The sequence below is a fragment of the Vineibacter terrae genome, assembly GCF_008039615.1.
In the GTDB taxonomy this organism is placed as follows: Bacteria; Pseudomonadota; Alphaproteobacteria; order Reyranellales; family Reyranellaceae; genus Vineibacter; species Vineibacter terrae.
Genome location: NZ_VDUZ01000019.1, coordinates 70,768 through 96,959, shown reverse-complemented (window position 1 = coordinate 96,959; position 26,192 = coordinate 70,768). Strand labels below are relative to the sequence as shown.

Here is a 26,192-nt window from a genome sequence, read left to right as displayed (position 1 = left end):
CGCCAGGGCATTCGCATATGACCTCGCTGTCATCCCGAGCGCCAGCGAGGGATCTCCTGCGGCAAGGCGCACGGTGCGCAATTCGCGGGAGATCCCTCGCTACGCTCGGGATGACGGTAGGGGCATATGCGAATGCCCTGCCGCCTTCGCGGGGGGAAGGAATCATAGCCCGTACGCGACGCGGCGGGAGTTGCCGGCCTTGAGGTTGCGGTAGCGGGCCACCGCCCATAGCGGGAAGAACTTGGGATAGCCATGGTAGCGCAGGTAGAAGACGCGCGGGAAGCCGCCGCCAGTGTAGTGCTCCTGGCCCCACAGGCCGTCATCCTCCTGTGTCGCCTTCAGGTAGGCGATGCCGCGCGCCACGGCGGGATGGTCGACCTCGCTGGCCGCCATCAGGCCCAGCAGCGCCCAGGCCGTCTGCGATGCCGTTGACGGGGCGGGCTGGTAGCCGCGGTAGTCGAGCCTGTAGCTGTCGCAATCCTCGCCCCAGCCGCCATCGGCGTTCTGGATCGCGACCAGCCAGTCGACGGCGCGCCGCATCATGTCGGATCGCGGATCGACCTGGACGGCGTTCAGCCCGGCCAGCGCCGACCACGTGCCGTAGATGTAGTTCACGCCCCAGCGTCCGAACCAGCTGCCGTCCTTCAGCTGCACGCGTGCCAGGTAGTCGACGGCCGCCTTGATGCGCGGGCTGTCCGGCTTCTCCCCCAGCTGCGCCAGCATGCCGATGCAGCGCCCGGTGACGTCCTCGGTCGGCGGGTCGAGCAGGGCGCCGTGATCGGCGAAGGGGATGTTGTTGAGATAGTGGTAGGTGTTGTCGGCGTCGAAGGCGCCCCAGCCGCCGTTGCGGCTTTGCAGGCCGACCACCCATTCGCTGCCGCGGTCGATCGCCAGCGCGTGGTCGGCGCCCGGCGCGACGGTGGCGCGTGCGCGATCGAGCGCCATGACCACGACGGCGGTGTCGTCGAGGTCGGGATAGTGTGCGTTGTTGTACTGGAAGGCCCAGCCGCCGGGACGCACGTCCGGGCGCTCCTCGGCCCAGTCGCCCTTGACGTCGAGCACCTGGCGCGTCTTCAGCCATTCCAGGCCGCGCATGGCCGCAGTATCCGCGGCCTCGCTGCGCACCTCCATCAGGGCGTGGCACATCAGCGCCGTGTCCCACACCGGCGAGACGCAGGGCTGGCAGTAGGCCTCGTCGTCCTTGATCACCAGCAGCTTCTCGACCGATAGCCGCGCGATGGCCCGGTCGGGATGCGTCTCGGGGTAGCCCAGCGCATCGAACATCATCACGCTGTTGGCCATCGCCGGATAGATCGCGCCCAGTCCGTCCTCGCCGTTCAGCCGCTCGGTCACGAACGCCCGGCAGCGCTCGATCGCGCGCCGGCGCAGGCCCTTGGGCCACAACGAGCCAGCCAGCTTCAGCACACGGTCGAGGCCGCCGAAGAACGCCGACCAGCCACGGCTCTGGTGCGGCGCGCGGTTGGCGGCATGCGCGCCGTGCGGCACGAACAGCTCCGGCACATGGATGTTGCGCGGGTTGCGCGCCAGGGGCTGCAGCGCCTGCAGCACCAGCAGCGGCACGATCACCGTGCGCGCCCAATACGACATCTTGAAAAGATGGATCGGAAACCAGCGCGGCAGCAGGATCAGCTCGGCCGGAACCGTCGGCGTGTCGCGCCACGCGCTCTCGCCGTAAAGGGCGAGCTGGATGCGGGTGAAGACATTGGCCTTGTCGGCGCCGCCCTGCGCCAGGATCGCCTGGCGCGCACGCGCCATGTGCGGCGCGTCGGGTGCGTCGCCGATCATCTTCAGCGCGAAATAGGCCTTCACCGTGGCGCTGAGATTGAAGGCGCCGTCATGGAACAGCGGCCAGCCGCCATGGCTGCCCTGGATGCGGCGCAGGTAGGTGCCGATCTTGCGTTCCAGCTCCAGGTTCGGCGTCTCGCCCAGGTAGTGCACCAGCAGGATGTACTCGGCCGGGATCGTCGCATCGGCCTCGAGCTCGAAGACCCAGTGGCCATCGTCCCTGGCCTGGCCCAGAAGCGCTGCGGTCGCCTTGCCGATCACGTCCTCGACGCTCGTCGGGTCCAAGGCCGAAATCTGATCCATGATTGCTATCGATCCATCCCGCTAAGCCCGAAGCACCAACGCCGCCGCCTGCTGGCCGGACCGCACGGCGCCCTCGATCGTGGCGGGCAGGCCGGTGTCGGTCCAGTCGCCCGCCAGGACAAGGTTGGCCCAGGCGGTTCTTGCAGCCGCGCGCCGGGCGGCCTGTGCCGGCGTGGCGGCAAAGGTCGCCCGGCGCTCCTTGACGATCTGCCACGGCGGCAGCGTCGGTCCAAGGCCGCACACCGTCGCAACGTCGTGCCACAAGCGCTTCGCCAGCGCCTCGCGGCCGCAGTCGACCAGCCGGTCCGCGCAGCTGACGGTCACCGAGAGCCGGTCGTGGAAGGCGAAGACCCATTCCGCCGTGCCGCCGATCACACCGGTCATCGGCGCGACACCGGCTGGAGGCGCGATCGAGAAATGCGCATTGACGATGGCGCGGAAATCATCGGGCACCGCAATGTCGGGCAGCAGGTCGTGCGTCACCCAGGGCGGCGTCGCCAGCACCACGCGATCGGCCGCGGCCAGCGCCACGGGCCCGCCCACGAAATCGAGGGTTGTGGCGCGGCCATTCGCCAGGCCGACGCCGCGCAAGCGCTGCCCGAACCGCACCGACGCGCCGCGCGCCTCGAGATAGGCCAGCGCCGGCGCGATGAAGGCCGCATCGAGGCTGGGGGTGGCGATGCGCGGCCGGCAGGCGCGGCCGCCCAGCAACAGGGTTTCGCGGATCACCGACGCCGCCAGCTCGGCCGAGGCGGTTTCCGGCTCGGTATTGAGCGCGGCCAGCAGGAAGGGGCGCAGCAGCTTGTCCCAGAACGGGCCGCTGCAGGCGATCACGTCGGCGATCCGGCTGCCGCGCGGCGGCGCGCGCAGCCTGGTGAGCGCGAGATATTCGCCCAGCGTGCTTCCCGGCACACGGCGCGACCTGGCGAGCACCCACCACGGCAGGCGGCCGTCATTGGGGGCAATGGTCCAGCGTGCCCCGTCGCGCATGTCGATGAACGCAAAGCGCGCGCGATCCGGGCCGGCCAGCCTGTCGGCGGCGCCGATGGTGCGCAGATACGCCTGGGTCGCATGGTTGCCGGACAGCACCAGATGGTTGCCGTTGTCGATCACGTGGCCCAGCGCGGCGTCCCGGTACGAGCGGCAGCGGCCGCCGGCCTGCTCGGCGCTTTCCATCAGCACGACGCGCGCGCCACCTGTCGCGGCGGCGACCGCCGCAGCGAGACCTGCCAGCCCGGCGCCGATGACGTAGACCGTGCCTTGCGTCATCCAAGCAATCCGCTCGACAGCACGATGGCGAGCAGCCGCGCCTTGCCGAGGCTGACGCGTTGGCGCGGCGGGGCCCAGCCCTTCTTCTCGGTCTCGCGCAGGATCGCGCCGTACACGGCGCTCATCAGGCGCGGGGTCCTGATGCGGCCGGCAGGGCGCTTCAGCATGATGCGATCCGCGGCGCGGTAGTGCTCGTGGGCCAGCGCCGCGACCTTGCGGCACGCGACGTCGACGGCAGGATCGGCGATCACCGCGGTGGGATCGCGCGTGCGCATGCCGGCTTCGTTCAGGTGCTCGTCCGGCAGGTAGAGGCGACCGAGACCGGCGTCCTCGTCGAGATCGCGCAGGATGTTGGTGAGCTGCAGGGCGCGGCCCAGGTGATGGGCGAGGTCGAATCCCGGTCCTTCGGCCATCCCGAACACCTTGATCGACAGCCGCCCCACGGCGCTCGCGACGCGATCGCAATAGAGGTCCAGCGTCGCAAGATCAGGCCCGCAGCTCTGGCCTGTGATGTCCATCTCCATGCCGTCGATCACGGCCAGGAAATCCTGCTGGCGCAGCCCGTAGCGCCGGACGGTGCCGACGAGGAATGCCGTCAGCTCAGGCGTGCCGCCGCCGTACAGCGCATCGAGATCGTCGCGCCAGCGATCGAGCGCCGCCTGGCGCTCGGCCGGCAGGCCGACTCCGTCGTCGGCGATGTCGTCCACGGCGCGGCAGTAGGCGTAGATCGCAAACATCGCCTCGCGCTCGGGCTTGGGCATCAGCCGCATCGCCAGATAGAACGAGCTGCCCGCCGCACGTTCCTGGACGGCACGGATCTCGGGCGCCAGCTCGGTGGCAGGGAGGCTGGCGGCGGTCATCGTTGTCCGGCGGCAAGAGGCGGCGGCGTCCGCCGGCGGCCGAGGCGCGTGCCGATGAAGCGCGCCGTCGCGCCCAGCAGCAGCGGCACGAGGGCACCCTTGGTGTGGTGCACGCGTTGCGACAGCGGATCGCGGTGCATGAGCATCGACGTCAGATCCTCGGCAAGGCGCTGGATCACCGAGATCTCGAGCGCCAGCCGCGAATCGCGGACCTGTCCCGCCAGCGGCCGCGCCTGCGCCAGCATCGCCTGCGTGCGCCGCGCCAGGCTGGTGATGACCTGACGCAGCGCCGGAGATGCCGCCTGCGCCATCAGCGCTTCCGGGCCGATCCCGGCTGCCCACATCGTGTCCAGCGGGATGTAGACGCGATCGAGATTGACGTGGTCCTTCCGGCAGTCCTGCAGGTGGTTGATCACCTGCAGCGCGGCGCAGAGCGCGTCGCTCGTCGCCCAGGTGGCCTTGTCCTCGCCATGCACGTCGAGCACGAAGCGGCCGACCGGCATCGCCGAGTAGCGGCAATAGTCCATCAGCGCGTCCCAATCCTGGTAGCGCTGCACCGTGACGTCGCGGCGGAAGGCTTCCAGCAGGTCCAGGCCGTGCTGCGGCGTGAGGTTGCCCGCCGCCAGCGCCGTGCGCAGCGCCACCGCGGGCGCGGCGCTGTCCTCGCTGCCGGCCAGGCTGGCGCGGAACTGATCGAGCAGCCGCAGCTTCTCGTCCGCGGGTGCCGTGGCGTGATCGGCAATGTCGTCGGCAGCGCGCGCGAAGCGGTAGAAGGCCAGGATCACCGGCCGATGGCGCGGGCGAATCAGGACCGAAGCCACCGGGAAGTTCTCGTCCCGATGCCCCTTTCCCGACTGCAGCGTCTGCGCCTCCGTCATGCCTGCCTCATGGCCTGGGCCCGACCTTTCCACATCCCGCCGCGGCCTCGCCAGTGCTGGACCGCCGAGTCGAGTGTGAAGGAGGCGTAAAGCAGACCGATCGCGGGCAGCGCAAGCCCCCAAAGCGGCGAGCGGCCATAGAACCGCAGCATCGGCACGAGGCTTATCGCCATCAGACCCCAGGCCAGGGCGGCTGCGATCCAGCTCATGTCCGGCGCCAGCACGGTCCAGGCCGGCGGCGCCAGGAACATCAGGGCCAGCCCCAGCAGGGTGCCCGCCAGCAGCCACGGCGAATAGCCGAGCTGCGCGTAGGCGGAGCGCGCCACCATGCGGCGGATCTCGTTCACGCCGGCATAGGGGCGGATGGAGACCGAACGGTGGGTGAGGCCCAGCCAGACCGGGCCTTGCATCTTCAGCGCGCGGCCCAGCGCGCAATCATCGATGATGGCGCCGCGGATCCGGTCGATGCCGCCGGCGGCCTCCAGCGCCTCGCGCCGCACCAGCATGCAGCCGCCGGCGGCAGCGGCCGTGCGGGCACGCGGATGGTTCACCCAGGCGAAGGGGTAGAGCATCTTGAAGAAGTAGACGAAGGCCGGGATGAAGAAGCGTTCGGCCCAGGTCGCGCAGTGCAGCTTGGCCATCAGCGAGACCAGCACCAGCCGGCCGGCTTCGGCACGCGCCACCAGATGCCGCAGGGTCTCGGGCGCATGGGCGATATCGGCATCGGTGAGCCAGAGATAGTCGGGCCGGTCGGCCGCCGCCCGCTCGACCCCTTGCGAGACCGCCCACAGCTTGCCGGTCCAGCCGGGCGGGCGCTTGCCGGCGTGCATCACGGCCAGCCTGTCGGCGCCCGTCAGCGCCGCCGCGGCGGCGGCAGTGCCGTCGTCGCTTTCGTCGTCGACCAGCACGACCCGGAAGGGACCGGGGTAGTCCTGCGCCAGCAGGCTGCCGATCGACCGGCGGATCACATCGGCTTCGTTGCGTGCCGGCACGACGGCGATGACCGTGGGCCATGACGACGGGTCTTGCGGCGGCAGCGGCTGGTCGTCACGCTCGCGCGTGAGCCAGTACAGGCCCTGGCCGACCAGCAGCCAGAGCCAGATGGCAAGCGGCAGGAAACCGAGGAGCACGGCCCAGATCATCGGACGTATCCGGCCTGCCGGAACCAGCGCAGCGCGTCCTCGAGCGCCTCGGCGTATGGACGCGCGCCGTAGCCCAGCTCGCGCGCTGCCCGGCTCGAGCTGAAGAACATCAGATGGCGGGACATGTCGAGCGCGTCGACGGTGACGAAGGGCTCCTTGCCCGTGATGCGGGCCACCGCCTCGGCGGCATAGGCCAGCGGATAGATCGGCCCGCGCGGCAGGCGCACGCGCGGCGGCTTGCGTCCCGCCAAGGCGGCGATGTCGGCCAGCATCTGCTTCAACGTCACGTTCTGGCCGCCCAGGATGTAGGTCGCGCCGATGCGGCCTTTTTCCAGCGCCAGCAGATGGCCGTCAGCGACATCGTCGACATGCACGAGGTTCAAGCCGGTGTCGACATAGGCCGGCATGCGTCCCCCGGCCGCCTCGACGATGATGCGTCCGGTCGGCGTCGGCCGGATATCGCGCGGGCCGATGGGGGTCGACGGGCTGACCAGCACCACCGGCAGGCCCTCCGCCGCCATCGCCTCGACCAGGCGTTCGGCCACGACCTTGCTCTTCTTGTAGGCGCCGATGGCGGTGCGCTCGTCGGCCCGGTCGTCCTCGTCGGCATCGCGCCCGTCGCTGCGCGGCTTCAGCGTCGCGACGCTGCTGGTGTAGACGATGCGTTCGACGCCGGCGGCGCGCGCCGCCGCCATCACGATGCGCGTGCCGTCGCGATTGTTGCGCACGATCTCGTCCGGATCGCGTGCCCACAGCCGGTAGTCGGCGGCGACATGGAAGACGTAGCGCACGCCGCGCATCGCCGCGGCGACCGAGGTAGCATCACGCATGTCGCCATCGGCGATGTCGTACCCGAGATCGGCGATGTTGCCGCGCGGGCTGGTCGGACGCACCAGCACCCGTACGGCCAGCCCGCGCGTTGCCAGCCTGCGCGCCACCGCCGAGCCGACAAAGCCCGACGCGCCGGTCACGAGGGCGAGGTCGGCGGCCATCACTCGCTGCCTGCCGGCGGGTGCGCCGACCGGGCCGCAACGGCGTGGCCGCCCTCGGCGATCTGCCAGCTCAGCAGCACCGGCACGCCCAGCGTGATCTCCCGCGCCCGCTTGAGCAGGGAGATGGCGATCCCGACCTCCGGCGCCAGCCCGAACAAGGGCATCATCAAGGCGTAGCCAGCTTCCTGAACGCCGAGGGCGGCCGGCACGAACACGGCCGCGCTGCGTGCCGCGCACAGCAGGCTTTCGATCACGATGGCCTCGCCGAAGCTGATCGGCGCCTGGATCAGTGTCAGCGCCAGCCAGGTGCCGAAGGCGCTGAACAGCCACCCCAGCAGATGAACCACACAGGCGGCTGCCATGCGCCACGGCGCTGCGTGGATGGCGTTGATGGAACGGTTTATCGCGGCGGCAGGCGCGGCGGCCGAGGGCAGAAGGCGCTCGGCGATTCTCTCGAGGAATGCAAACCCACGCCGTTGCACGACGACGAACGCGCCGGCCGCCAGGATCGCGACGAGGATGCCGATGATCGTGACCTGCACCATGGGTATGCGTGATGTCGCCCCGGGCAGGTGGAGCGTGAGGATGACGAGGCCCAGAATGACGATGCCGATCTGGGCGATCATCTCGACCGTGGTGTCGACGATCATCGACGCAAAGGCGAGGCCTTGCGGGATGCCCCGGAGAATGGTCGCGCGTGCCCCGATCACCATGCCGCCGAACTGCGAGAAGGGCAGGATGTCACCGGCCGAGTCGCGCACCGCGCGACCCCAGCAGAACGTGACGGCGTTGCGCCAGCTGTACGGCGGCACCACCAGCAGCCAGGCAATGCCGAGCAGCACGAAGTTGGCCGCGCCGTAGAGCAGGAGCAACGCGAAGCCATCCCAGCCGACGGACAGCACCGCGTCCGCCACGGCGCCGAAGCCCACCATGAAGATCAGGTAGCCGGCGCCCAGTACGCCCGCGAGCGCGGCCAGGACCACACCGAGCTTCACGGAACGTTTGGCGTCTGGCGCGCTCACGCCGGCGCGCGCCTGGGTGCGCGCATGAAGCGGCGCGCCAGACGCACCACGCGCGGAACGAACCGGGGCCGCAGCAGGCGCGCGTCGTAGATCCCCAACCGGCGGTCGTTCTCGGCCAGGCAGATATCCATCAGCTCGGGAACGGAGATGTCGACGCCAAGCTCCTTGGTGCCGGTGACCGTGAAGTTGTTGTCCTGCGGCGCGCCGCCGACATCGCGGGCGATGCCGATCCGCTCCCAGACGAGGAACGCCCAGACGGCGGCAACCTTGATCGCGAACCAGGGCCGCCGCCACAACGGCATGTTGCGGCGATGCCACGCCACCCAGTTCACGAAGAAGAGGATATGACGTCCTTCCTCACGCATCACGGGCTCGAATGTGTCGACCAGCTCCGGCGGGAAGAAGCCCGAGCGTTTTGCCGTCTCGAACAGGCCAAACGCGAAGAAGCTGTCGATGCACTCGCTGTAGCCCGTCACCATGAAGGACCATTCCGGATCCTTGGGGACGATGTACTGGGGCTCCGGCGCCAGCTTGATGCCGTAGGCCTCGACCATGTTGTGCAGCACGTGCTTGTGGCGGCGTTCCTCGAAGGCATTGAGCTCAATGGCGCGCTTCAACAAAGGATCGGCGATGCGTTCCGCATAGGTGGCCACGTGAAGGCCGGCCCGGCCTTCCGTCTGCACCGCGATGTCCCAGATCGGCAGGCCGGTAAGGCGCTCCTGCGCGTCGGGCGCCAGCGCCGGCCAGTCGATCACGGCCGGCTTGTAGGGATTGAAGGTCGACAGCAGCGTGCGGCAGAAGAGGTTCTTATGCTGCTCGCTGCCGAGGCGGATCGGGCCCGGCGTCACGGGAGCGCCGGCGTCCAGGGGGAGCTCCGGAAAGGTCAAGGTCCCGTTCATGCCTTCTCTCAACACCTCGCGACCGCCGCGGCGGCGTCACTCATAGTCCACACCGTCCCGCGAGGCCATCCCGCTCGCTGACGCATTTCCAAACGCGTGACAACAACGACAACAACGACAGAAAGTCGGTTTCATCCGGGCAATTTCCTCTCCTTGCTTTGTGGATACGGGCCACACATCCAGTCTTGCGTCCCGAAAATAGGACTGTCATCCCGAGCGCCAGCGAGGGATCTCCCGCGAAAGACGCACGATGCGCCATTCGCAGGAGATCCCTCGCTGGCGCTCGGGATGACAGTGAAGGTGGGTGAATTGCCGTCGTGCCCGTGGGTGAAAATGGAACAAACGAGGAACATACGATACTCTTCTTGAAAAGGCAACAAAATTTCGCCGGACGCCGGCTCAAAAGTCGGCGAAGCCGCCCAGGCGGATATTCGGATCACTGGCCGCGGCCAGGACGTCCGGGGCGGTGAGTGCCGCCAGCTCGTCCCGGTAGCGGTAGCCGGGCGCGGCGCCTGCAAAGCCGCCGCTCGTCGCCGGATGGAGATAGATCTCGGACAAACCATCGGGCAGGCAGGTGATCAGGCCGCGTACTCTCGGCGCCGTCATGGCGCCGGACCAGGCCAGCCCGAAGACCGCATCCGGGACCAGCAGGCCGGCGCAGCGCAGCCGATGGCGCGACAACCGGGCCCACGGCGCGGTGACGTAGGCCGGCGGTGCGCGGCCATGCGGCTCGGCCGCGGCCAGGACGGCACGCGGCTCGAGCGGGACACGGATCGCCCGCATACCATGCGCCCGGCCGATCTTCCGGATCGCGCCGGAGATGGTCGGGTGAAGATGGAAATGCTTGTGGGTGTTGACGTGATCGAGCGGCAGCCCCGTGGCGCGGAAGGCCTCGAACTGCGCCGCGATCTCGGCCGCGAGCTGACGGCGCACCGTGGGCCGGAAGAACATGGCGGCGCCGGCGCGCGCCATGTCGGTGCGGAAATGTCCTGTGGCATCGACCAGATCCGGGATCGAGGCGGGCGGCAAGACCGGCCGGCCTTCGACCAGCACCAGATGCAACCCGACGCGCAAGCTGGGGATCGCCTTGGCACGAGCCACCGCGTCGGCGGCCGCCGGTGCGGCGACCATCAGGCTCGCTGCTGTCAGGATACCATGGCGGTGGGCGTGCTCGACGGCGTCGTTGACCTCACGCGCGGCGCCGTAATCGTCGGCGGTGATGATGAGATTTTTCATCTTTCCTCCCCAACGAATTTGGGGAGGTGCCCCGAAGGGGCGGAGGGGAGAGCGCGTGGTCTCTCAATGAGAAACACCACGCTGGCTCCCCCTCCGGCCTTCGGCCACCTCCCCCACGCACGCGTGGGGGAGGGAATTAAACCACCTGGTTGCGGCGCTCGCGCAGGAACTGGAAGAACTCCACACCCTCGCGCAGCCGTCGCTTCATGGCATCGGTCGAGCGCATCATCTCGCCCACGATCGAGGCGATCTTGCTGGGGCGGAAGTAGAACTGCCGGTAGAAGTGCTCGACCGAATCGAACATCTGCTTGTGCGACAGATGCGGATAGTGCAGCGGCGCGATCTGGATGCCGTGCTCGTCCACCAGCTCGGCGTTGGCCGCATCCAGCCAGCCGTTCTCCGTCGCCTGCTTGTGCAGGAAGGTGCCGGGATAGGGCGCCGCCAGCGACACCTGGATGGTATGCGGGTTGGCGCGCTTGGCGAACTCGATGGTTTCCTTGATCGTGTCGGTGCTCTCGCCCGGCAGGCCGAGGATGAAGGTGCCGTGGATCAGGATGCCGAGCTCATGGCAGTCCCGGGTGAACCGCTCGGCCACATCCACGCGCATGCCCTTCTTGACGTTGTGCAGGATCTGCTGGTTGCCGGACTCGTAGCCCACCAGCAGCAGGCGCAGGCCGTTGTCCTTCATGATCTCGAGCGTCTTGCGCGAGACGTTGGCCTTGGCGTTGCACGACCAGGTCAGGCCCAGCTTGCCCATCTCGCGTGCGATGGCTTCGGTGCGCGGCGCGTTGTCGGTGAAGGTGTCGTCGTCGAAGAAGAACTCCTTCACCTGCGGCAGAGCCTCGCGCGCATAGCGGATCTCTTCCATCACGCGCTCGATGCTGCGTGTGCGGTAGCGGTGCCCGCCGATGGTCTGCGGCCACAGGCAGAAGGTGCAACGCGACTTGCAGCCGCGGCCGGTGTGCAGCGACAGGTAGGGGTGGCGCAGGTAGCCGTTGTAGTATTTCTCGATCTCCAGGTCGCGCTTGTAGACCGGCGTCACAAACGGCAGTGCGTCCATGTCCTCGATCATGGCGCGCTCGGCATTGTGCACGATCACGCCCTGGTCGTTGCGATAGCTGATGCCGGAGATGTCCTTCAGCGGGATGCCGTCAGCGACGTCCTTGATCGTGTAGTCGAACTCGTTGCGTGCGACGTAGTCGATCTGCGCGCCGTCGCGCAGCGATCCTTCCGGATTGACCGCCACCCTGGCGCCGATCATGCCGATCAGCAGGTCGGGCTTCTTGGCCTTCAGGGCCGCGGCGACCTTCGCGTCGGACGAGAACGAGGGCGCCGAGGTGTGGATCACGACGTGGTCGAAATCCTTCACCTGGGCCAGGACCTCGTCCAGCGTCGTGCCGTGTGAGGGTGCGTCGATCAGCTTGGAGTTCTCGACCAGCGCCGCCGGCTGGGCCAGCCACACCGGGTACCAGAACGATTTGACCTCACGCCGCGCCTGGTAGCGTGAGCCGGCGCCGCCGTCGAAGCCATCGAAGGAGGGAGCCTGAAGAAAGAGGGTCCGCATGCCAGCTCCTATGAAGACGACATCGCCCCGCTTTTGCCGATGCGGAGTCGTTTGCCGCGCCAGTCCACCGTGCTGCCGACCAGCGACACGGCGAACAGCCCAAATGATAGCACATCCCGAACCGGCAGAAGCCAGGACGGGCCCGCGCTGGAACCGACTATATGATCCAGTCGCCGCTTCAAGGAAAGACGTGCGGCGAGGAGCCCCGCCAAGACCACACAGGCTGTGAGGGAAAAGCCCAGCAGGGCGGCGCCGATCAGGCCCAGGGGCAGGGCATGGGTGACGACGCTCCCGGCGTGGCCGGCAGGATCGATGGTGCGGATGGTGCGCGCCCAGCGCAGCTCCTGGTCCGCCAGCGCGCCGAAGCTGGCTTGGGCGCAGCCATGGCTGGCGGTCAGCGGCGGGTAGGCCAGCGCCAGCCCGCGGGCGCGGACGGCACGGCCGATCTCGTAGTCATCCGCCAGCAGGTCGGCGAATGCGACAAAACCGCCGATCGCGGACAGCGTCTGGCGGGTGAGCGCGATGGTCGAGCCGAAGCAGGGATGCGCCAGGCCGGTGGCGATGCCGAAGACGGCGTTGGGCAAGAACCGGTAGCTGATGTCCATGGCCGCCAGCCGGGACCAGGCCGTCGCCAGTCCGCGGCCGGTGTAGAGACAACTCACCGCACCCACGCCGGGGCGGGCGAGGCTTGCCGCGACAGCCTGCAGATAATCGGTCCCAACGCTGATGTCGCTGTCGGACAGCACCAGCATGTCGTGCCGGGCGTGCGGCATCATGTTGATGACGTTGGATATCTTGCGATTGGCGCCATGCAGGCGCGGATCGGTAACGACGGTGATGTCGCGGTCGGAGAAACGCTGCCGCAAGCGCACCGCCACGGCGTGCGCGGGATCATCCTCGGCATGGAGGCCCAGGATGAGCTGCACGGGCGCGGCATAGGCCTGGGTGAGGAAGCTCGCCAGCGCCGCTTCCAGGCCGGGCTCATCGCCGTGCAGCGGCTTGAGGATCGTGACGGCGGGCAGCGGCGCCGGCAGGGGATCGGGTGCCCGCCGCAGGACGCGGCCGGCGAGCACGGCCGTGGCCACCGCATAGGCGCCGCCGCACAGCGCCAACGCCATCACAGCCCAGCCGGCGTAGGTGGTGACCTGTGACAACCTTCGGTTTCCTCGTGCCCGTCCACCGGCAGTGCTGGCGACAGCTGGGACCGCGTCGCTCCAGCGGCGCTCTTCGCGATGCAGCCCATGAGCGCCGCTGGAGCGGCGCGGTCCGACCCGTCACCAGCAGCGTCGGTGACCCTGGCCACCGACGAAAAAACTACTTCTTCAGCCCCACCAGGCGCTCGAGCCAGTGGATGTCGTAGTCGCCGTTGACGAAGTCGGGCTGCGCGATCAGGCGCTGGTGCAGCGGGATCGTGGTGTCGATGCCGCCCACGACATACTCCTCGAGCGCCCGGCGCAGCCGCATCAGGCATTCGTTGCGGTTGGTGCCGGCGACGATCAGCTTGGCGACGAGGCTGTCGTAGTAGGGCGGCATGCGGTAGCCGGCATAGAGCGCCGAATCGACGCGCACGCCCAGGCCGCCGGGCGGATGGTACTCGGTGATCCGGCCCGGCGAGGGCACGAAGGTCTCGGGGTGCTCAGCGTTGATGCGGCACTCGATGGCATGGCCGGAGAACTTCACGTCGGCCTGGGCGAAGCCCAGCGGCGCGCCGGTGGCGACGCGGATCTGCTCGCGCACCAGGTCGATGCCGGTGATCGCCTCGGTGATCGGGTGCTCGACCTGCAGGCGCGTGTTCATCTCGATGAAGTAGAACTCGCCGTCCTGGAACAGGAACTCCAGCGTGCCGACGCCGCGATAGCCCATCTTGCGCATCGCATCGGCGGCAAGCCGGCCGATGCGTTCGCGCATCTCGCGATTGAGGGCCGGCGAGGGCGTCTCCTCCAGCACCTTCTGGTGACGGCGCTGCAGCGAGCAGTCGCGCTCGCCCAGATGCACCACGTTGCCGTGCGTGTCGGCCAGGATCTGGATCTCGATATGGCGCGGCCGGCCGAGGTACTTCTCGACATAGACGGCGCCGTTGCCGAACGCGGCCAAGGCCTCCTGGCGGGCGAGGTTGAAGGCTTCCTCCGCCTGCGCCTCGTTCTCGACCACCTTCATGCCGCGGCCACCGCCGCCGGCCACCGCCTTGATCAGGACGGGATAGCCGATGGAACGGCCCAGCGCCTTGATCTCGTCGATGCTCTCGACCGGCCCCGGCGACCCCGGCACCAGCGGCAGGCCGAGCTCGGCCGCCGTCTGCTTGGCCACGATCTTGTCGCCCATCATGCGGATGTGCTGCGGCGTCGGGCCGATGAAGGTGAACTCGTGCTCCTCCACCAGCTCGGCGAAGCGGGCATTCTCCGACAGGAAGCCGTAGCCGGGATGAATCGCGTCGGCGCCGACGATGGTGGCGGCGGACAGGATGGCGGGAATGTTGAGGTAGCTGTCCTTGGCCGGCGGCGGGCCGATGCACACCGATTCGTCGGCCAGGCGCACATGCATGGCGTCGTTGTCGGCCGTCGAATGGATGGCGACCGTCTGGATGCCCATCTCGTGACAGGCACGGTGGATACGCAGCGCGATCTCGCCGCGGTTGGCGATCAGCACCTTGTCGAACATGCGGCCGTCTCCGGAACAGACTGTCGGGCGGATGCGGCGGTCAGCGCCACGCGCTTACTCCACGATCACGAGCACCTGGCCGAACTCGACAGGTTGCGCGTTCTCCACCACGACCTTGGTGACGGTGCCGGCCTTGGGTGCCTTGATCGGATTGAAGGTCTTCATGGCCTCGATGATCAGCAGCGTCTGCCCCGCCGCCACCTTGTCGCCGACGGCGACGAAAGGCGGCTTGCCGGGCTCCGGCGCCAGGTAGGCGGTGCCCACCATCGGCGACTTCACGGCGCCCGGATTGCTGTCGTCGGCGCCGTTGGGCGCCACGGCTGCGCCGGGCAGGGTGGGGATCGCCATGCCCGGCATCGCCGCCATCGGCGCCGCCACCGGCGTCAGCATCCGCGACACGCGGATGCGCCGATCATCGGCCTCGTATTCGATCTCGCTCAGACCGGCGTCGTTCAGCATGTCCGCCAGCTTGCGCACGAGGTCGAGGTCGTCCTGGTTCTTCGACATGGTGTTGGGTCCTTCGAGGGGGGAAGTGCCGGGTTTATTGTGGCGCATCGGCCAGCCGCCGCGCCAGCGCCTGCAGGGCGAAGAGATAGCCCTGGCTGCCGAGGCCGGCGATCATGCCGAGCGCCGCCTGGCTGACATAGGAGTGGTGGCGGAACGGCTCGCGGCGGTGAATGTTCGAAAGGTGCACCTCGATCACCGGCAGCTCGGCGGCGTTGAGCGCATCGAGGATGGCGACCGAGGTATGGGTGTAGGCGCCGGCATTGATGATGATCGCCGAATTGGCGTCGCGCGCCTGCTGGATGCGGTCGACCAGCGCGCCTTCGTGATTGCTCTGGAAGAAATCGACCCCCAGGCCGAGGCGGGCCGCCTCGGCGCGGCACGCCGCCTCGACGTCGGCCAGCGTCTCCCGGCCATAGATTTCCGGCTGGCGCTTGCCGAGCATGTTCAGGTTGGGCCCGTTCAAGACCAGGACGGGCTTGTTTTGTGCAGCCATTTCAACCGCTTGAGGTTTCTTGTCGACGGCCCTGCGCAGCCGCCGCCGGCCTTATAGCATGGCGCTTCCCGCCGGCAAGGCACCCGGGGGTTCTCGCCCCTCAGTCTGTGGAGTAGACGCGTCATTTCCTCCCCAGCTTTGCTGGGGAGGTGCCCCGAAGGGGCGGAGGGGAGCCGACGTGGTGTTTGCCACTGAGAGACCACGTCGGTTCCCCCTCCGGCCTCCGGCCACCTCCCCCAACTGCGTTGGGGGAGGCTTCACCGGTGCCGCGCAGGGTGTGGGCGTGGTCCATCAGCCGGTCGAGCAGACGGTCGAGCGTCTGGCGCTCGTCCGGCGCCAGGCAGGCCAGCAGGCGGGCTTCGTAGTCGAGCGCCAGAGGGGCGATATGGTCGTGCAGGCGCTGGCCGGCCGCCGACAGCCGCAGCGCCGAGCGGCGCCGGTCGCTGTCGTCGGTTGCGCGCTCGACCAGGCCGCGCTCGAGCAGGGCGGCGACGGCGCGGCTGACCGTGACCTTGTCCATCAGCGTGCGGTTGCCCACCTGATTCGCCGACAGGGGCGCGAACCGGCCCAGCACCGCCATCACCCGCCATTGCGGTATGGTCAGCTGCGAGGGCTCGAAATACTGGTCGTGCACCGAGGCGCTGACGAGCTGGCTCAGGATCGACAACCGGTAGGGCAGGAAGCGCTCCAGGGCCAGTGTCGATGCGGCGGGCTTGGGAGGAGGCATCGAAAGCCGCTTTCCTCGCTGGAATGGTTGCGGTTGAAACCAATTGTCAAGGCTGATAGTTTCATTTGAAACTAATTCCGGCGGCCGGTCAAATCGCCTGGCCGCCGGGCGGTCCGGAGGACGACATGGCCACGAGTGCTGCCGACGCCGTCAACCCGATGGGCACCGACGGGTTCGAGTTCATCGAGTACACCGCGCCCGATCCCGAGGCGCTGGGACGGCTGTTCGAAAGCCTGGGCTTTGTCGCCGTCGCGCGGCACCGGTCCAAGAACGTGACGCTCTATCGCCAGGGCGACATCAACTTCGTGGTCAACGCCGAGGCCGAGAGCTTCGCCCAGGGCTTCGCGCGCGTTCATGGGCCCAGCATCTGCGCCATCGCCTTCCGGGTGAGGAACGCTGCCCAGGCCTACAAGCGCGCCTTGTCGCTGGGCGCCTGGGGTGTCGAGGGCAAGGTCGGCCCCATGGAGCTGAACATCCCGGCCATCAAGGGCATCGGCGACAGCCTGATCTATCTGGTCGACCGCTACGGCGCCAAGGGCACCATCTACGACGTCGACTTCGACTATCTGCCCGGCGTCGAGACCCATCCCGCCGGCGTCGGCCTCACCTATATCGACCACCTGACCCACAACGTGCATCGCGGCCGCATGTCCGAGTGGTCTGAGTTCTACGAACGGCTCTTCAATTTCCGTGAGATCAAGTACTTCGATATCGAGGGCAAGCTGACCGGCCTGAAGTCGAAGGCCATGACCAGCCCGTGCGGCAAGATCCGCATCCCGATCAACGAGAGCTCGGACGACAAGTCGCAGATCCAGGAATACCTTTCAGCCTATCACGGCGAGGGCATCCAGCACGTGGCGCTGGGCAGCAGCGACATCTACGCCACGGTCGAGGCGCTGCGGGCCCGCAACGTGGTGTTCCAGGACACGCTCGACACCTACTACGAAGGCATCTCCAAGCGCCTACCCAGCCATGGCGAGGACGTCGCGCGCCTGCAGCGCAACCGCATCCTGATCGACGGCGCGCCCACGGCCGATGGCGGCCGGCTGCTGCAGATCTTCACCACCACCGTCATCGGCCCGATCTTCTTCGAGATCATCCAGCGCAAGGGCGACGACGGCTTCGGCGAGGGCAATTTCCGCGCCCTGTTCGAGTCGATCGAGCTCGACCAGATCCGCCGTGGCGTGCTGAAGGCTTGACGACCCTCTCCCGCATGCGGGAGAGGGAGGGGCCCATCGCGCGCAAGCACGATGGGAGGGTGAGGGGCCAGGGACGAGGTGTCGTGCGTGAAGCCCTCACCCGCCGCGCGCTACGCGCGCGTCGACCTCTCCCGCTTGCGGGAGAGGTAGCCAAGGGGGGCACCATGAAATTCTACGGCTATTTCCGCTCGTCGGCGGCGTTCCGCGTGCGCATTGCGATGAACCTCAAGGGCGTCGCGCCCGAGTTCGCCTTCATCCACCTGCGCCGTCAGGAGCAGGTCGCGCCGGCCTATACGCGCGTCAACCCGCAGCAGCTCGTGCCGGCGCTGGTGCTTGACGACGGCACGGCGCTGGCGCAGTCGCTGGCGATCCTGGAGTACCTGGAGGAAACGCACCCCGAGCCGCCGATCCTGCCCAGGGACCCGGTCGGCCGCGCCCGGGTGCGGTCGCTGGCGATGATCCCGGCCTGCGAGATCCATCCGATCCAGAACCTGCGCGTGCTCGGCTATCTCGGCACGGCCTGCGGCCAGGACGAGGCCGGCAAGCAGGCATGGGCGCGGCACTGGATCGATGTCGGCTTCACGGCCTACGAGGCATCGGTGGCGGGCCACCCCCAGACCGGCCGCTTCTCCCATGGTGATGCGCCGACGATCGCCGACATGTGCCTGGTGCCGCAGGTGTTCAACGCCCGGCGCTTCGGCAACGACCTGACCAGGTATCCGACCCTGATGCGCATCTTCGAGGCCTGTATGGCGGTGCCGGCCTTCGACCAGGCGCAGCCGGCCAAGCAGCCCGACGCGGAAGCTTGACAAGACCGGCACGCCTCGGGCCTTACCTCGGCTCGGCCAGGGTATTCGCATATGCCTCTGCCGTCATCCCGAGCGCCGGCGAGGGATCTCCTGCGAATAGCGCATCGTGCGCCTTGCCGCAGGAGATCCCTCGCCGGTGCTCGGGATGACGGCGAGGTCATGTACGAACGCCCCTGTGAGGCTCGGGGGGAGGCAGCGCATGCGATGGCGGAAGTATGTCTTCGGCACGGTGGTGGTCGCCGCGCTGGCATGGAGCGCCATTGCCGTCGCGCAGAACCTCCTCGAACGCGAAGCGCGCGCCATGCTCGATGCATGGGTGCGCTCGCCGCCGGCGCCGCTCACTGCCTTCAAGTACGGCAATGTCAACTTCGATATCGTGCAGCGTCGCCTGGTCGTTTCGAATGTCGAGCTGAGCGGGCCTGACGCCGGGCGCATCGCGATCGAGCAGATCGCCATCGTCGATCCGCAGCCGGCAGCGTTCGACAACGTGATCAACCCGGCACGCTACAAGGACGGCAAGGGGCAGGGCGATTTCGTGCAGGTCGCCAGCCTGGTCGAGATCCGAAGCATCGACATGCAGGCGAGCGACGGCGAGACGACCGTGGCGGCGGTGTCGACTGGTGCCGTCGCCTTGCGGCAGTTCGCGGTTGCGCCGACGAAAGCCAATCTCAGCGACGAGATCGCCAAGGTCGTCGGCATCCTGGCGCCCGGCATCCGCATCGCGGAGATCGCCATCTCCGATGCCGTCCATCGTGATACCTCGGAGGATGAGGGCTTGCGCATTGCCCGGCTCGGCGCGCGCGGCATCGATGCCGGCCGTATCGCGGAAGCACGGATCGACGACCTGCGGTTCCTCGAGAAGGAGGACGACAACGAGCGGGATGCCGTGACCATCGGTGCGATCATCGTTTCCGGCATCGACCTGACGCGGGCGCTGCCGGACATGGCCGCCGGCCGGCCGGTGTCGGGCTCCGATCCGGCGCGCAAGCCGCAGGTCGACCGCTGGGCGTTGCAGGCGCTGGGCGGCACGGCGCTGGCGGCGCATGGTTTCAGCGTCGCGCGCATGGGCGCCGACGTGTCCCGCCTGGCTGACGGGCGCACCGAACGCGTGAGCTTCCATGTCGAGGGAATCGAGCTGGCGGCCCCCGCCGACGCCGATTCGCCGGTGGCGCGGATCCTGTCGGGCCTGGGCTATCCGGCCTTGAAGGGAACGATCGCCTGCGTCAGCGATTCCGACTACGCGCGCAAGAGCTGGAAGATGGCGCCTTGCGATTTCAATGTCCCCGGCGCCGGAGCGCTGTCCCTGACCTACGCCCTGTCAGGCATCGATGTCAGCGCCCCTGCCGGCGCCGACGGAGTCGATGCGATGGTGCAGTCGCTGGCCGCGGCATCGCTGGAATGGGTGCGCCTGATCTACCGCGACGAGGGGCTGGCCAACCGCGCCATCGCCCACGGCGCGCAGGCGGCCGGGCAGCCCGAAGCCGCCTTCAGGCAGGCACGGGCGGCGCAAATTCGCGATGGCGCACAGGCCTATGGCGCGGGCTCGCCGCGGGTCGCGGCCGTCGTCGATGCCGTGCTGCAGTTCCTGGGCCGCCCTGGCACGCTGGCAGTCGGGCTGGAGCCGGCCGCGCCCGTCACCTTCGGATCCCTTGGTCTCGGTCTTCTGGGAGACCCGGCTGCGGCCGCCGATCGCCTCGGCCTGACCGGCAGCCACACGCCGTAGATAAATTGGATTGTCATCCCGAGCGCCAGCGAGGGATCTCCTGCGAATGGCGCACCGTGCGTCTTTCGCGGGAGATCCCTCGCCGGCGCTCGGGATGACGGTGAACTCGGGATGACGGTGAAGACGCCGCGTAAGCTGCTGTCTCAACCCTTGCGGGCGTCGGCGACGGCGGCGCGGATGGTGGAGGCGTCGACGGCGCCGGGGATCAGCTTGTTGCCGATCACGAAAGCCGGTGTGCCGTCGATGCCCAGGGCCTTGGCGAGCTCAAGGCTGCGGTCGATCTGCTGGGCGATCTCGGGGGCGGCCATGTCCTTTTCCAGCTTGGCGGTGTCGAGCTTGATGCCGGCCGCGATCTGGATGACACGGTCATTGGTCAGCTCGCCGCGCGCCTCCATCAGCGCATTGTGCATCTCCATGTACTTGCCCTGCCGCGCCGCCGCCAGCGCGCCGGCCGCCGCCACGCGCGAGTTGGGCGTCAGGATCGGCATCTGCTTGTAGGCGATGCGGATCTTCGAGTCGGCCTTGACCACGCTCTGCATGGTCGGATGCGCGCGCTTGCAGTAGCCGCAGTGATAGTCGAAGAACTCGACGATCGTCACGTCGCCGTCGGGATTGCCGCCGACCGGCGTGCCGGGATCGCTGATCAGCTCGGCCTTGCGCTGGGAGATGGCCTGCTGGGAAGCCTGGTCGCGTGCCGACGCCTGGCGCTTCTCCAGCTCCTGCACCGCCTCGATGATGACCTCGGGGTTCTTCATCAGGTACTCGCGCACGATCTTCTCGATCGCCTCGCGGTCCGGCGGCGGCGAGGTCTGGGCGCTGGCCACGGCCGGCAGCGCGATCAGGGCGAGGGCGATCAGGGAGCGCGGCAGGCGCATTTCAGTCTCCAGTGACGAGGGGCTGAGAGAGGGGTTGGGAAGGGGCGTAGCACGCGGCAGCGCCCGTGACGATCAACTTGGCGCGACCAGGAGGAGGCTCATCGCCGCGACTTGTCGTTCCTGTCGTTGTCGATGGCGATCTTGAGGTCCTGGGCCCGCAGCCAAGCCGGCGTTCCGCGCGGCAGGCTGCGGCTGGCGGCCTCGGCCTTGAAGGCAGCCCGGCTGCGGTGGCCCTGCAGATAGAAATACTCGGCGGCGGCGAGATCGCGCATGGCCGTGTTGCCGCTGGCATCGTAGGCCTTCTGCAGCAGGTCCCAGGCCGCGACATTGGTCGGCTCCATCTGCACGACCTGCTCCAGCGTCTTGGTCGCGGCCACCTGCTGGCGGGCGTAGAACTGCGCCTGGCCCAGGCCGAAACGCAGCGCCGCATCGCGCGGCAGCAGCGCCACGGCCTGGCTGTAGGCGCCCACCGCGGCGGCCGGCTGGCCGCTCTCGCGCAGCACGTCGCCCTTGAACTCGTGGAAATAGGGGTCGCGCGGATTCTCGCGGATCAGCTGATCAGCCATCGCGATCGCGGCCTGGGGCTGCCCGAGCCGGAACAGCGCCATGGCGCGGCCGTACCGGCCGGCGGTCGAGTTGTCGGTCTGCGGATATTTCTGCATCGCGCGCTGCGGCTCGAAATAGCCCAGCGTCTTGGCGACCATGCGCGCATGCAGCTCGCGATATTGCGGCGGATCGGAGGTGTTGATGCGCGAGCGGGCCACGGCCTCCTCGAGGAAGGTGATGCGCTCGCTCGACATCGGATGGGTGCGCAGATAGGGATCGGCGCCGCTGCCGACATAGATGCGCTCCTGCTGCTGCAGCATGCGCATGACCTCGAGCATGCCGCGCGGCGACATGCCGGCGCGCTCCAGGAAGGTGACGCCGGCCTGGTCGGCCTGCTGCTCCTGCCCGCGCGTGTAGCTCAGCAGGGTCCTCACGGCGCCGGGCACGCCCGGCGGTCCCGGAACGTTCTGCGGGTTCTGGCCGCCGCCGGAGTAGCCGTCGGGCCGCCGGTTGGTGGACGATGCCGCCATCGCGGCGCCGGCGAGGATCGTCTCCAGGATCATCTGCGCCGTGGCGTTGCGCAGCGCTTCCTGCAGCGCCACGAGATGGGCGCCGCGGATGTGGCCGGCCTCGTGCGCAATGACACCCAGGAGCTGGTTGGCGCTCTCGGTGCGCATGATCAGGCCGGTGTTGAGGAAGATGCGCTGGCCGCCGGCGACGAAGGCGTTGATGCGGCGGTCCTGCACGAGATGGACCTCGACGGCGTTGGCATCGAGGTTGGCCGCCCGCAGGATCGGGGCGACCATGGTGCGAATCGCGTTTTCTATCTCGGCATCACGCACTAAAACGATAGCATCGCCACGCTGCGCGGCGGCCGGCAAGGCCGGTGCCATCAGCGCCAGCGACAACGTGGTCACCGCGAGGATCGAAGTCACGATGCGTCCCGGCAAACTCATCACTCCCCGACTGTTCCACGAAGCTAGGGACCGGCGTGCGCCGCGTCAACGCGCCGTCGCCGCCCTGGCGGCGGGTGTGGCGGTGCTGGCGGCCTGCGGACCCAAGGTTGAGAAAGGCCAGCCGGGATTCGTGGAGGGCTTTTTTGGCGCAGTTGTGGCGGACGAGCCGCTTGCGGCCGAGGCCGGCCGTGACATCCTGGCCGCCGGCGGCACCGCCGCCGACGCCGCGGTAGCCATGTATTTCGCCTTGTCGGCGACCCTGCCATCGGGCGCGAGCCTGGGGGCCGGCGGTGTCTGCCTGGTGCATAACGCCAAGACGCACAAGGCCGAGGCCATCATCTTTCCGTCGACGCCGGCGGGGCCGGCCACCAAGGGCTTCGATGTCGCGACGCCGACGGCGGTGCGCGGCATGACCCTGCTGCATGTCCGGCATGGGCAGGCGCGATGGGAAGCGCTGGTGGCGCCGGGCGAGCGCATCGCCCGCGATGGCGCATCGGTGTCGCGGGCGCTGGCCCGCGACCTGCAGGCCGGCGTGGCGCAGATCGGCCTCGATCCCGCGGCACGGCGGATCTATGAGAAAGGCGGCGGCACGGCGATCGGCGAGGGCGATCCGTTCGTGCAGCGCGACCTGGGCAGCAGCCTGGGCTCGATCCGCGCCCGTGGCGGCGTCGACTTCTTCCAGGGCCAGTTCGCGCGCCAGCTGGTCGACTCGGTGCAGTCGGCCGGCGGCGGGCTGACGCTGCAGAACCTGCGCGAGGCCGTCGCCAGCGTCGTCGAGCCGATCCAGGTTCCGGTGGGCGACCATACCGCCTATTTCGCGCCGGCGCCGTTTGCCGGCAGCGCCACGCAGGCGGCGTTCACCGGACAGGGCGGCGCCGGCGGCGGCGCCTATGCCGGCGGCGAGGCCGGCTTCGCGGCGCTCGATCGCAACGCCAACGCGGTGGCCTGCACCGTCGGCATGGGGCAGCTGTTCGGCGCCCGCAAGGTCGCGCCCGGCACCGGCATCATGATGGGCGCCCCCGGCGGCGGCGGCAACGCGCTGATCGGCCCGATGCTGATCGCCAACCGCAACACCGGTGATTCCATGCTGGTCGGCGTCGCCTCCGGCGGGCCCGGGGCGACGGCCGCCCTGGGCACGGTGGCCCGGCAGGTGATGCGCGAGGGCATGCCGCTGCCCTCGGCGCTGTCGGCCGTCAGCGGCGCGCAGGTCGGCATGGTCGCCTGCCCGCGCGGCGTGCGCGAGAACCGCACCCTGTGCCAGCTCGGCGTCGATCCGCGAAGCTACGGCCTCGCGCTGACCTCGGCCCGCTGAACCTGGGAGGGGTGCCCGATATGACGATCTCGAAGGCGGAGTGGCGCACGGTGCTGCGAACAGACGCTGGGCGCGCGCCACTCCGTGGCGCGTCATGGCGCCTCAACGCGGCTGCAGTGCCTGGGCCGCAACAAGGAACCACGAGCATGACGCGCCACGGAGTGGCGCGCCCCCAGCGCGTTTGCGTTCCACCATGCATCCCCCGGCCGGGCAGGATCACGCCATGAGCAAAGGGGTGTCCAAGCGCGCCGAGATCGTGCCGCCCTTCATCGTCATGGACGTGATCAGCGCCGCCAACGAGATGGAGGCGCGCGGCGAGAAGGTGATCCACTGCGAGGTCGGCCAGCCCAGCACGTCGGCCCCGAAAGGGGCGCTGGCGGCGGCGCATGCCGCGCTCGACCGCGACCGCATCGGCTATGTCGAGGCGCTGGGCATCCCGCCGCTGCGCGAGCGCATCGCCCGGCATTATGCGCAGTGGTACGGCGTGACGCTCGATCCGCAGCGGGTGGTGGTCACGACCGGCTCGTCGGCCGCCTTCCTGATGGCGTTCCTTGCCGCCTTCGACCCGGGCGCGCGGGTGGCGATGGCGGCGCCGGGCTATCCGCCCTATCGCAACATCCTGGCGGCGCTGGGGATGGTGCCGGTCGATATCGTCACCACCGAGGCCGAGCGCTATCAGCCCACCGTGCCGGCGCTGGCTGCCACCGGCGGCGGCCTGGCCGGGCTGATCGTCGCCAGCCCGTCGAATCCGACCGGCACCATGGTGTCGCGCGACGAGATGGCGGCGCTGTCCGCCACCTGCTGTGAGCGCGGCATGCGGCTGATCTCGGACGAGATCTATCACGGCCTGACATTCGAGGAGCGCGGCGTCAGCGCGCTCGAGGTGACCGACGACGCCATCGTCATCAACAGCTTCTCGAAATACTTCTCGATGACCGGCTGGCGCATCGGCTGGATGGTGGTGCCGCCGGCGCTGGTGCGCCCCATCGAGCGGCTGACGCAGAACCTGCTGATCTCGACGCCGACCCTGTCGCAGTTCGCCGCGCTGGCGGCGTTCGACTGCACCGAGGAGCTGGAGGCGCATGTCCGGCGCTACCGCGTCAACCGCGACCTGCTGCTGGCCGGGCTGCCGAAGGCCGGCTTCGATCACCTGACGCGGCCGACCGGCGCCTTCTACCTCTATGCCGACGTGGCGCACCTGACCAACGACAGCGTCGATTTCTGCCGGCGCATGCTGCGCGAAGCCGGCGTGGCGGCGACGCCCGGCGTCGATTTCGATCCGCAGCGCGGCCATCGCACGCTGCGCTTCTCGTTCGCCGGCTCGACCGCCGACATGGAGGAGGCGGTCCGCCGCCTGACACACTGGAAGCGGTGAACGCCATGAGGATGTGCGCAGGTGTGATCGGCATCGCCATCGCGTGCGTTGTCCCGGGGGCGTCGGCCCGGACCGGCCCCAGCTTCGACTGTGCCAAGGCCTCGAGCGAGGTCGAGAGGGTGATCTGCGGCGACAAGGACGCCGCGGCGGCCGACCGCAAGATGGCCGGCGCCTATCGGCAACGGCTTGGGTCCCTGACGGACGCAGCGGCGCGCGAGCACCTGCAGCGCGACCAGCTGGCATGGCTGGCCGATCGGCAGCGCATGTGCGCGGGACAGAAGGACGACGAGCTCGCGATGTGCCACCGCGAGCTCGCCGAGCAGCGGGCCGAGTGGCTGGCCATGCTGCCGGCGGGCGCCGACTATCCGTTCGTCGCCGAGCGGCGTCTGATCGAGCAGGGCCGCCGCGGCGGCGTGCCCTACCGGATCGCGGCGAGCTATCCCGTCTTCGAGCGCGCCGGTGTCGACTACGCGCGCGCCAATGCCGCCATCAAGGGCTGGGTCGACAAGTTCGCGGCCGAGATGCGGCCGCCCACGAAGGCCGATGGCGGCATGCCGGACATCGGCTGGTTCTTCGAGAGCGGCCATGCCGTGCTGGTCGTGCCGCCCCGGCTGGCGACAGTCGATGCGGACTGGATGGCCTACGCCGGCGGCGCCCATCCCAATCACGGCCGCACCGCCTGGCACGTCGAGCTCACGACCGGACGGCTGCTGGGCCTGGACGACATCCTCGACCCGGCGTCGGGCTGGCAGGATGCGATCACCGGCCTGGTGCGCACGGACCTGAAGAAGCAGTTCGAGGAGCGCCCGGGTTTCGAGGAAGCGCTGGCGCCGGCCGAGCTGCGCAAGATGGTGATCGAGCCGAGCCGCTGGGTCTTCGCCGATGACAAGGTGACGCTGACGTTCGACCCGTATGCGGTCGGGCCCTATGCCGCCGGGCCCTACGAGGTCGACCTGACGTATCAGGCGTTGGCGCCGTACATCCGCAAGGACGGCCCGCTGGCCGCCAAGGCGCGGTAGGCAGTTGAGCTTCTGTCCTTCT

General features: G+C 69.0%; 23 protein-coding genes. 6 read left to right on the top strand and 17 right to left on the bottom strand.

Annotation, left to right across the window (positions count from 1 at the left end):
• Positions 1-162 precede the first annotated feature (162 nt).
• The 15 genes from shc to FHP25_RS17625 form a co-directional block, all read right to left on the bottom strand.
• The gene (gene shc / locus FHP25_RS17695; RefSeq protein ID WP_178133597.1) at positions 163-2,109 is read right to left on the bottom strand and encodes a squalene--hopene cyclase; all 1,947 of its coding nucleotides are present in this window, start codon (positions 2,107-2,109) and stop codon (positions 163-165) included.
• A gap of 21 nt (positions 2,110-2,130) precedes the next feature.
• Entirely contained in the window at positions 2,131-3,378 is a 1,248-nt protein-coding gene (hpnE, locus tag FHP25_RS17690) for a hydroxysqualene dehydroxylase HpnE (RefSeq protein ID WP_147848273.1), read from the bottom strand.
• Positions 3,375-4,238 (bottom strand): presqualene diphosphate synthase HpnD, encoded by an 864-nt coding sequence (gene hpnD / locus FHP25_RS17685; RefSeq protein ID WP_147848272.1) that lies wholly within the window; start codon positions 4,236-4,238, stop codon positions 3,375-3,377. Before hpnD ends, hpnE begins: the two co-directional genes overlap by 4 nt.
• On the bottom strand, positions 4,235-5,116 hold the full coding sequence (gene hpnC / locus FHP25_RS17680; RefSeq protein ID WP_147848271.1) for a squalene synthase HpnC: 882 nt from the start codon (positions 5,114-5,116) through the stop codon (positions 4,235-4,237). The genes hpnD and hpnC overlap by 4 nt, the downstream gene beginning before the upstream one ends.
• A complete protein-coding gene (locus tag FHP25_RS17675; RefSeq protein WP_147848270.1) occupies positions 5,113-6,258 on the bottom strand; it encodes a glycosyltransferase in 1,146 nt (381 codons plus the stop codon). Before FHP25_RS17675 ends, hpnC begins: the two co-directional genes overlap by 4 nt.
• A complete protein-coding gene (hpnA, locus tag FHP25_RS17670; RefSeq protein ID WP_147848269.1) occupies positions 6,255-7,250 on the bottom strand; it encodes a hopanoid-associated sugar epimerase in 996 nt (331 codons plus the stop codon). Before hpnA ends, FHP25_RS17675 begins: the two co-directional genes overlap by 4 nt.
• Entirely contained in the window at positions 7,250-8,272 is a 1,023-nt protein-coding gene (locus FHP25_RS17665; protein ID WP_147848268.1) for a lysylphosphatidylglycerol synthase domain-containing protein, read from the bottom strand. The genes hpnA and FHP25_RS17665 overlap by 1 nt, the downstream gene beginning before the upstream one ends.
• A complete protein-coding gene (locus FHP25_RS17660; protein WP_147848267.1) occupies positions 8,269-9,171 on the bottom strand; it encodes a ferritin-like domain-containing protein in 903 nt (300 codons plus the stop codon). The genes FHP25_RS17665 and FHP25_RS17660 overlap by 4 nt, the downstream gene beginning before the upstream one ends.
• 399 nt (positions 9,172-9,570) lie before the next feature.
• Positions 9,571-10,407, bottom strand: a complete 837-nt coding sequence (gene hpnK / locus FHP25_RS17655) for a hopanoid biosynthesis-associated protein HpnK (RefSeq protein ID WP_147848266.1) — start codon at positions 10,405-10,407, stop codon at positions 9,571-9,573.
• A 136-nt stretch (positions 10,408-10,543) separates the two neighbouring features.
• On the bottom strand, positions 10,544-11,971 hold the full coding sequence (gene hpnJ / locus FHP25_RS17650) for a hopanoid biosynthesis associated radical SAM protein HpnJ (RefSeq protein ID WP_147848265.1): 1,428 nt from the start codon (positions 11,969-11,971) through the stop codon (positions 10,544-10,546).
• A gap of 8 nt (positions 11,972-11,979) precedes the next feature.
• Complete coding sequence (hpnI, locus tag FHP25_RS17645; protein ID WP_269434398.1) at positions 11,980-13,125, bottom strand: bacteriohopanetetrol glucosamine biosynthesis glycosyltransferase HpnI; 1,146 nt, start codon at positions 13,123-13,125, stop codon at positions 11,980-11,982.
• 160 nt (positions 13,126-13,285) lie between these two features.
• On the bottom strand, positions 13,286-14,629 hold the full coding sequence (gene accC / locus FHP25_RS17640; RefSeq protein WP_147848263.1) for an acetyl-CoA carboxylase biotin carboxylase subunit: 1,344 nt from the start codon (positions 14,627-14,629) through the stop codon (positions 13,286-13,288).
• Positions 14,630-14,683: 54 nt separating this feature from the next.
• Positions 14,684-15,136 (bottom strand): acetyl-CoA carboxylase biotin carboxyl carrier protein, encoded by a 453-nt coding sequence (gene accB, locus FHP25_RS17635; protein WP_147848262.1) that lies wholly within the window; start codon positions 15,134-15,136, stop codon positions 14,684-14,686.
• 34 nt (positions 15,137-15,170) lie between these two features.
• Complete coding sequence (gene aroQ / locus FHP25_RS17630; RefSeq protein ID WP_147848261.1) at positions 15,171-15,629, bottom strand: type II 3-dehydroquinate dehydratase; 459 nt, start codon at positions 15,627-15,629, stop codon at positions 15,171-15,173.
• 121 nt (positions 15,630-15,750) lie between these two features.
• Entirely contained in the window at positions 15,751-16,356 is a 606-nt protein-coding gene (locus FHP25_RS17625) for a MarR family winged helix-turn-helix transcriptional regulator (protein ID WP_147848260.1), read from the bottom strand.
• A 125-nt stretch (positions 16,357-16,481) separates the two neighbouring features.
• On the opposite strand from FHP25_RS17625, the gene hppD reads away from it, so the two are divergent.
• From hppD to FHP25_RS17610, 3 genes are all read left to right on the top strand, one after another.
• Positions 16,482-17,555, top strand: coding sequence for a 4-hydroxyphenylpyruvate dioxygenase (gene hppD / locus FHP25_RS17620; RefSeq protein WP_218578425.1), 1,074 nt, complete (start codon positions 16,482-16,484; stop codon positions 17,553-17,555).
• Positions 17,556-17,719: 164 nt separating this feature from the next.
• Positions 17,720-18,364 carry a maleylacetoacetate isomerase gene (gene maiA / locus FHP25_RS17615; RefSeq protein WP_147848259.1) on the top strand — a complete coding sequence of 215 codons (645 nt, stop codon included), beginning with the start codon at positions 17,720-17,722 and terminating at the stop codon, positions 18,362-18,364.
• Positions 18,365-18,563: 199 nt separating this feature from the next.
• Positions 18,564-20,087, top strand: coding sequence for a hypothetical protein (locus tag FHP25_RS17610; protein ID WP_147848258.1), 1,524 nt, complete (start codon positions 18,564-18,566; stop codon positions 20,085-20,087).
• 143 nt (positions 20,088-20,230) lie between these two features.
• On the opposite strand, the gene FHP25_RS17605 is transcribed toward FHP25_RS17610, so the two are convergent.
• Together FHP25_RS17605 and FHP25_RS17600 are read right to left on the bottom strand one after the other, a co-directional pair.
• A complete protein-coding gene (locus tag FHP25_RS17605) occupies positions 20,231-20,962 on the bottom strand; it encodes a DsbA family protein (RefSeq protein WP_147848257.1) in 732 nt (243 codons plus the stop codon).
• A gap of 98 nt (positions 20,963-21,060) precedes the next feature.
• Complete coding sequence (locus FHP25_RS17600) at positions 21,061-22,443, bottom strand: M48 family metalloprotease (RefSeq protein ID WP_178133596.1); 1,383 nt, start codon at positions 22,441-22,443, stop codon at positions 21,061-21,063.
• A gap of 1 nt (position 22,444) precedes the next feature.
• On the opposite strand from FHP25_RS17600, the gene FHP25_RS17595 reads away from it, so the two are divergent.
• From FHP25_RS17595 to FHP25_RS17585, 3 genes are all read left to right on the top strand, one after another.
• Positions 22,445-23,776, top strand: coding sequence for a gamma-glutamyltransferase (locus tag FHP25_RS17595; RefSeq protein ID WP_178133595.1), 1,332 nt, complete (start codon positions 22,445-22,447; stop codon positions 23,774-23,776).
• Positions 23,777-23,999: 223 nt separating this feature from the next.
• On the top strand, positions 24,000-25,151 hold the full coding sequence (locus FHP25_RS17590; protein ID WP_147848254.1) for a pyridoxal phosphate-dependent aminotransferase: 1,152 nt from the start codon (positions 24,000-24,002) through the stop codon (positions 25,149-25,151).
• A 5-nt stretch (positions 25,152-25,156) separates the two neighbouring features.
• Positions 25,157-26,170 (top strand): DUF3298 domain-containing protein, encoded by a 1,014-nt coding sequence (locus FHP25_RS17585; protein WP_147848253.1) that lies wholly within the window; start codon positions 25,157-25,159, stop codon positions 26,168-26,170.
• Positions 26,171-26,192: the final 22 nt, after the last annotated feature.

What these genes read in the sequence shown, in the direction of transcription:
- maiA (WP_147848259.1), top strand. Translation starts at nt 17,720, where the DNA reads ATGAAATTCTACGGCTATTTCCGCTCGTCGGCGGCGTTCCGCGTGCGC.
- hpnJ (WP_147848265.1), bottom strand. Translation starts at nt 11,971, where the DNA reads ATGCGGACCCTCTTTCTTCAGGCTCCCTCCTTCGATGGCTTCGACGGC.
- aroQ (WP_147848261.1), bottom strand. Translation starts at nt 15,629, where the DNA reads ATGGCTGCACAAAACAAGCCCGTCCTGGTCTTGAACGGGCCCAACCTG.
- hpnD (WP_147848272.1), bottom strand. Translation starts at nt 4,238, where the DNA reads ATGACCGCCGCCAGCCTCCCTGCCACCGAGCTGGCGCCCGAGATCCGT.
- FHP25_RS17585 (WP_147848253.1), top strand. Translation starts at nt 25,157, where the DNA reads ATGAGGATGTGCGCAGGTGTGATCGGCATCGCCATCGCGTGCGTTGTC.
- hpnK (WP_147848266.1), bottom strand. Translation starts at nt 10,407, where the DNA reads ATGAAAAATCTCATCATCACCGCCGACGATTACGGCGCCGCGCGTGAG.
- FHP25_RS17675 (WP_147848270.1), bottom strand. Translation starts at nt 6,258, where the DNA reads ATGATCTGGGCCGTGCTCCTCGGTTTCCTGCCGCTTGCCATCTGGCTC.
- FHP25_RS17610 (WP_147848258.1), top strand. Translation starts at nt 18,564, where the DNA reads ATGCGATGGCGGAAGTATGTCTTCGGCACGGTGGTGGTCGCCGCGCTG.
- hpnA (WP_147848269.1), bottom strand. Translation starts at nt 7,250, where the DNA reads ATGGCCGCCGACCTCGCCCTCGTGACCGGCGCGTCGGGCTTTGTCGGC.
- shc (WP_178133597.1), bottom strand. Translation starts at nt 2,109, where the DNA reads ATGGATCAGATTTCGGCCTTGGACCCGACGAGCGTCGAGGACGTGATC.
- FHP25_RS17605 (WP_147848257.1), bottom strand. Translation starts at nt 20,962, where the DNA reads ATGCGCCTGCCGCGCTCCCTGATCGCCCTCGCCCTGATCGCGCTGCCG.
- FHP25_RS17625 (WP_147848260.1), bottom strand. Translation starts at nt 16,356, where the DNA reads ATGCCTCCTCCCAAGCCCGCCGCATCGACACTGGCCCTGGAGCGCTTC.
- FHP25_RS17595 (WP_178133595.1), top strand. Translation starts at nt 22,445, where the DNA reads ATGCGTCCCGGCAAACTCATCACTCCCCGACTGTTCCACGAAGCTAGG.
- accC (WP_147848263.1), bottom strand. Translation starts at nt 14,629, where the DNA reads ATGTTCGACAAGGTGCTGATCGCCAACCGCGGCGAGATCGCGCTGCGT.
- accB (WP_147848262.1), bottom strand. Translation starts at nt 15,136, where the DNA reads ATGTCGAAGAACCAGGACGACCTCGACCTCGTGCGCAAGCTGGCGGAC.
- hpnC (WP_147848271.1), bottom strand. Translation starts at nt 5,116, where the DNA reads ATGACGGAGGCGCAGACGCTGCAGTCGGGAAAGGGGCATCGGGACGAG.
- hppD (WP_218578425.1), top strand. Translation starts at nt 16,482, where the DNA reads ATGGCCACGAGTGCTGCCGACGCCGTCAACCCGATGGGCACCGACGGG.
- hpnE (WP_147848273.1), bottom strand. Translation starts at nt 3,378, where the DNA reads ATGACGCAAGGCACGGTCTACGTCATCGGCGCCGGGCTGGCAGGTCTC.
- FHP25_RS17590 (WP_147848254.1), top strand. Translation starts at nt 24,000, where the DNA reads ATGAGCAAAGGGGTGTCCAAGCGCGCCGAGATCGTGCCGCCCTTCATC.
- FHP25_RS17660 (WP_147848267.1), bottom strand. Translation starts at nt 9,171, where the DNA reads ATGAACGGGACCTTGACCTTTCCGGAGCTCCCCCTGGACGCCGGCGCT.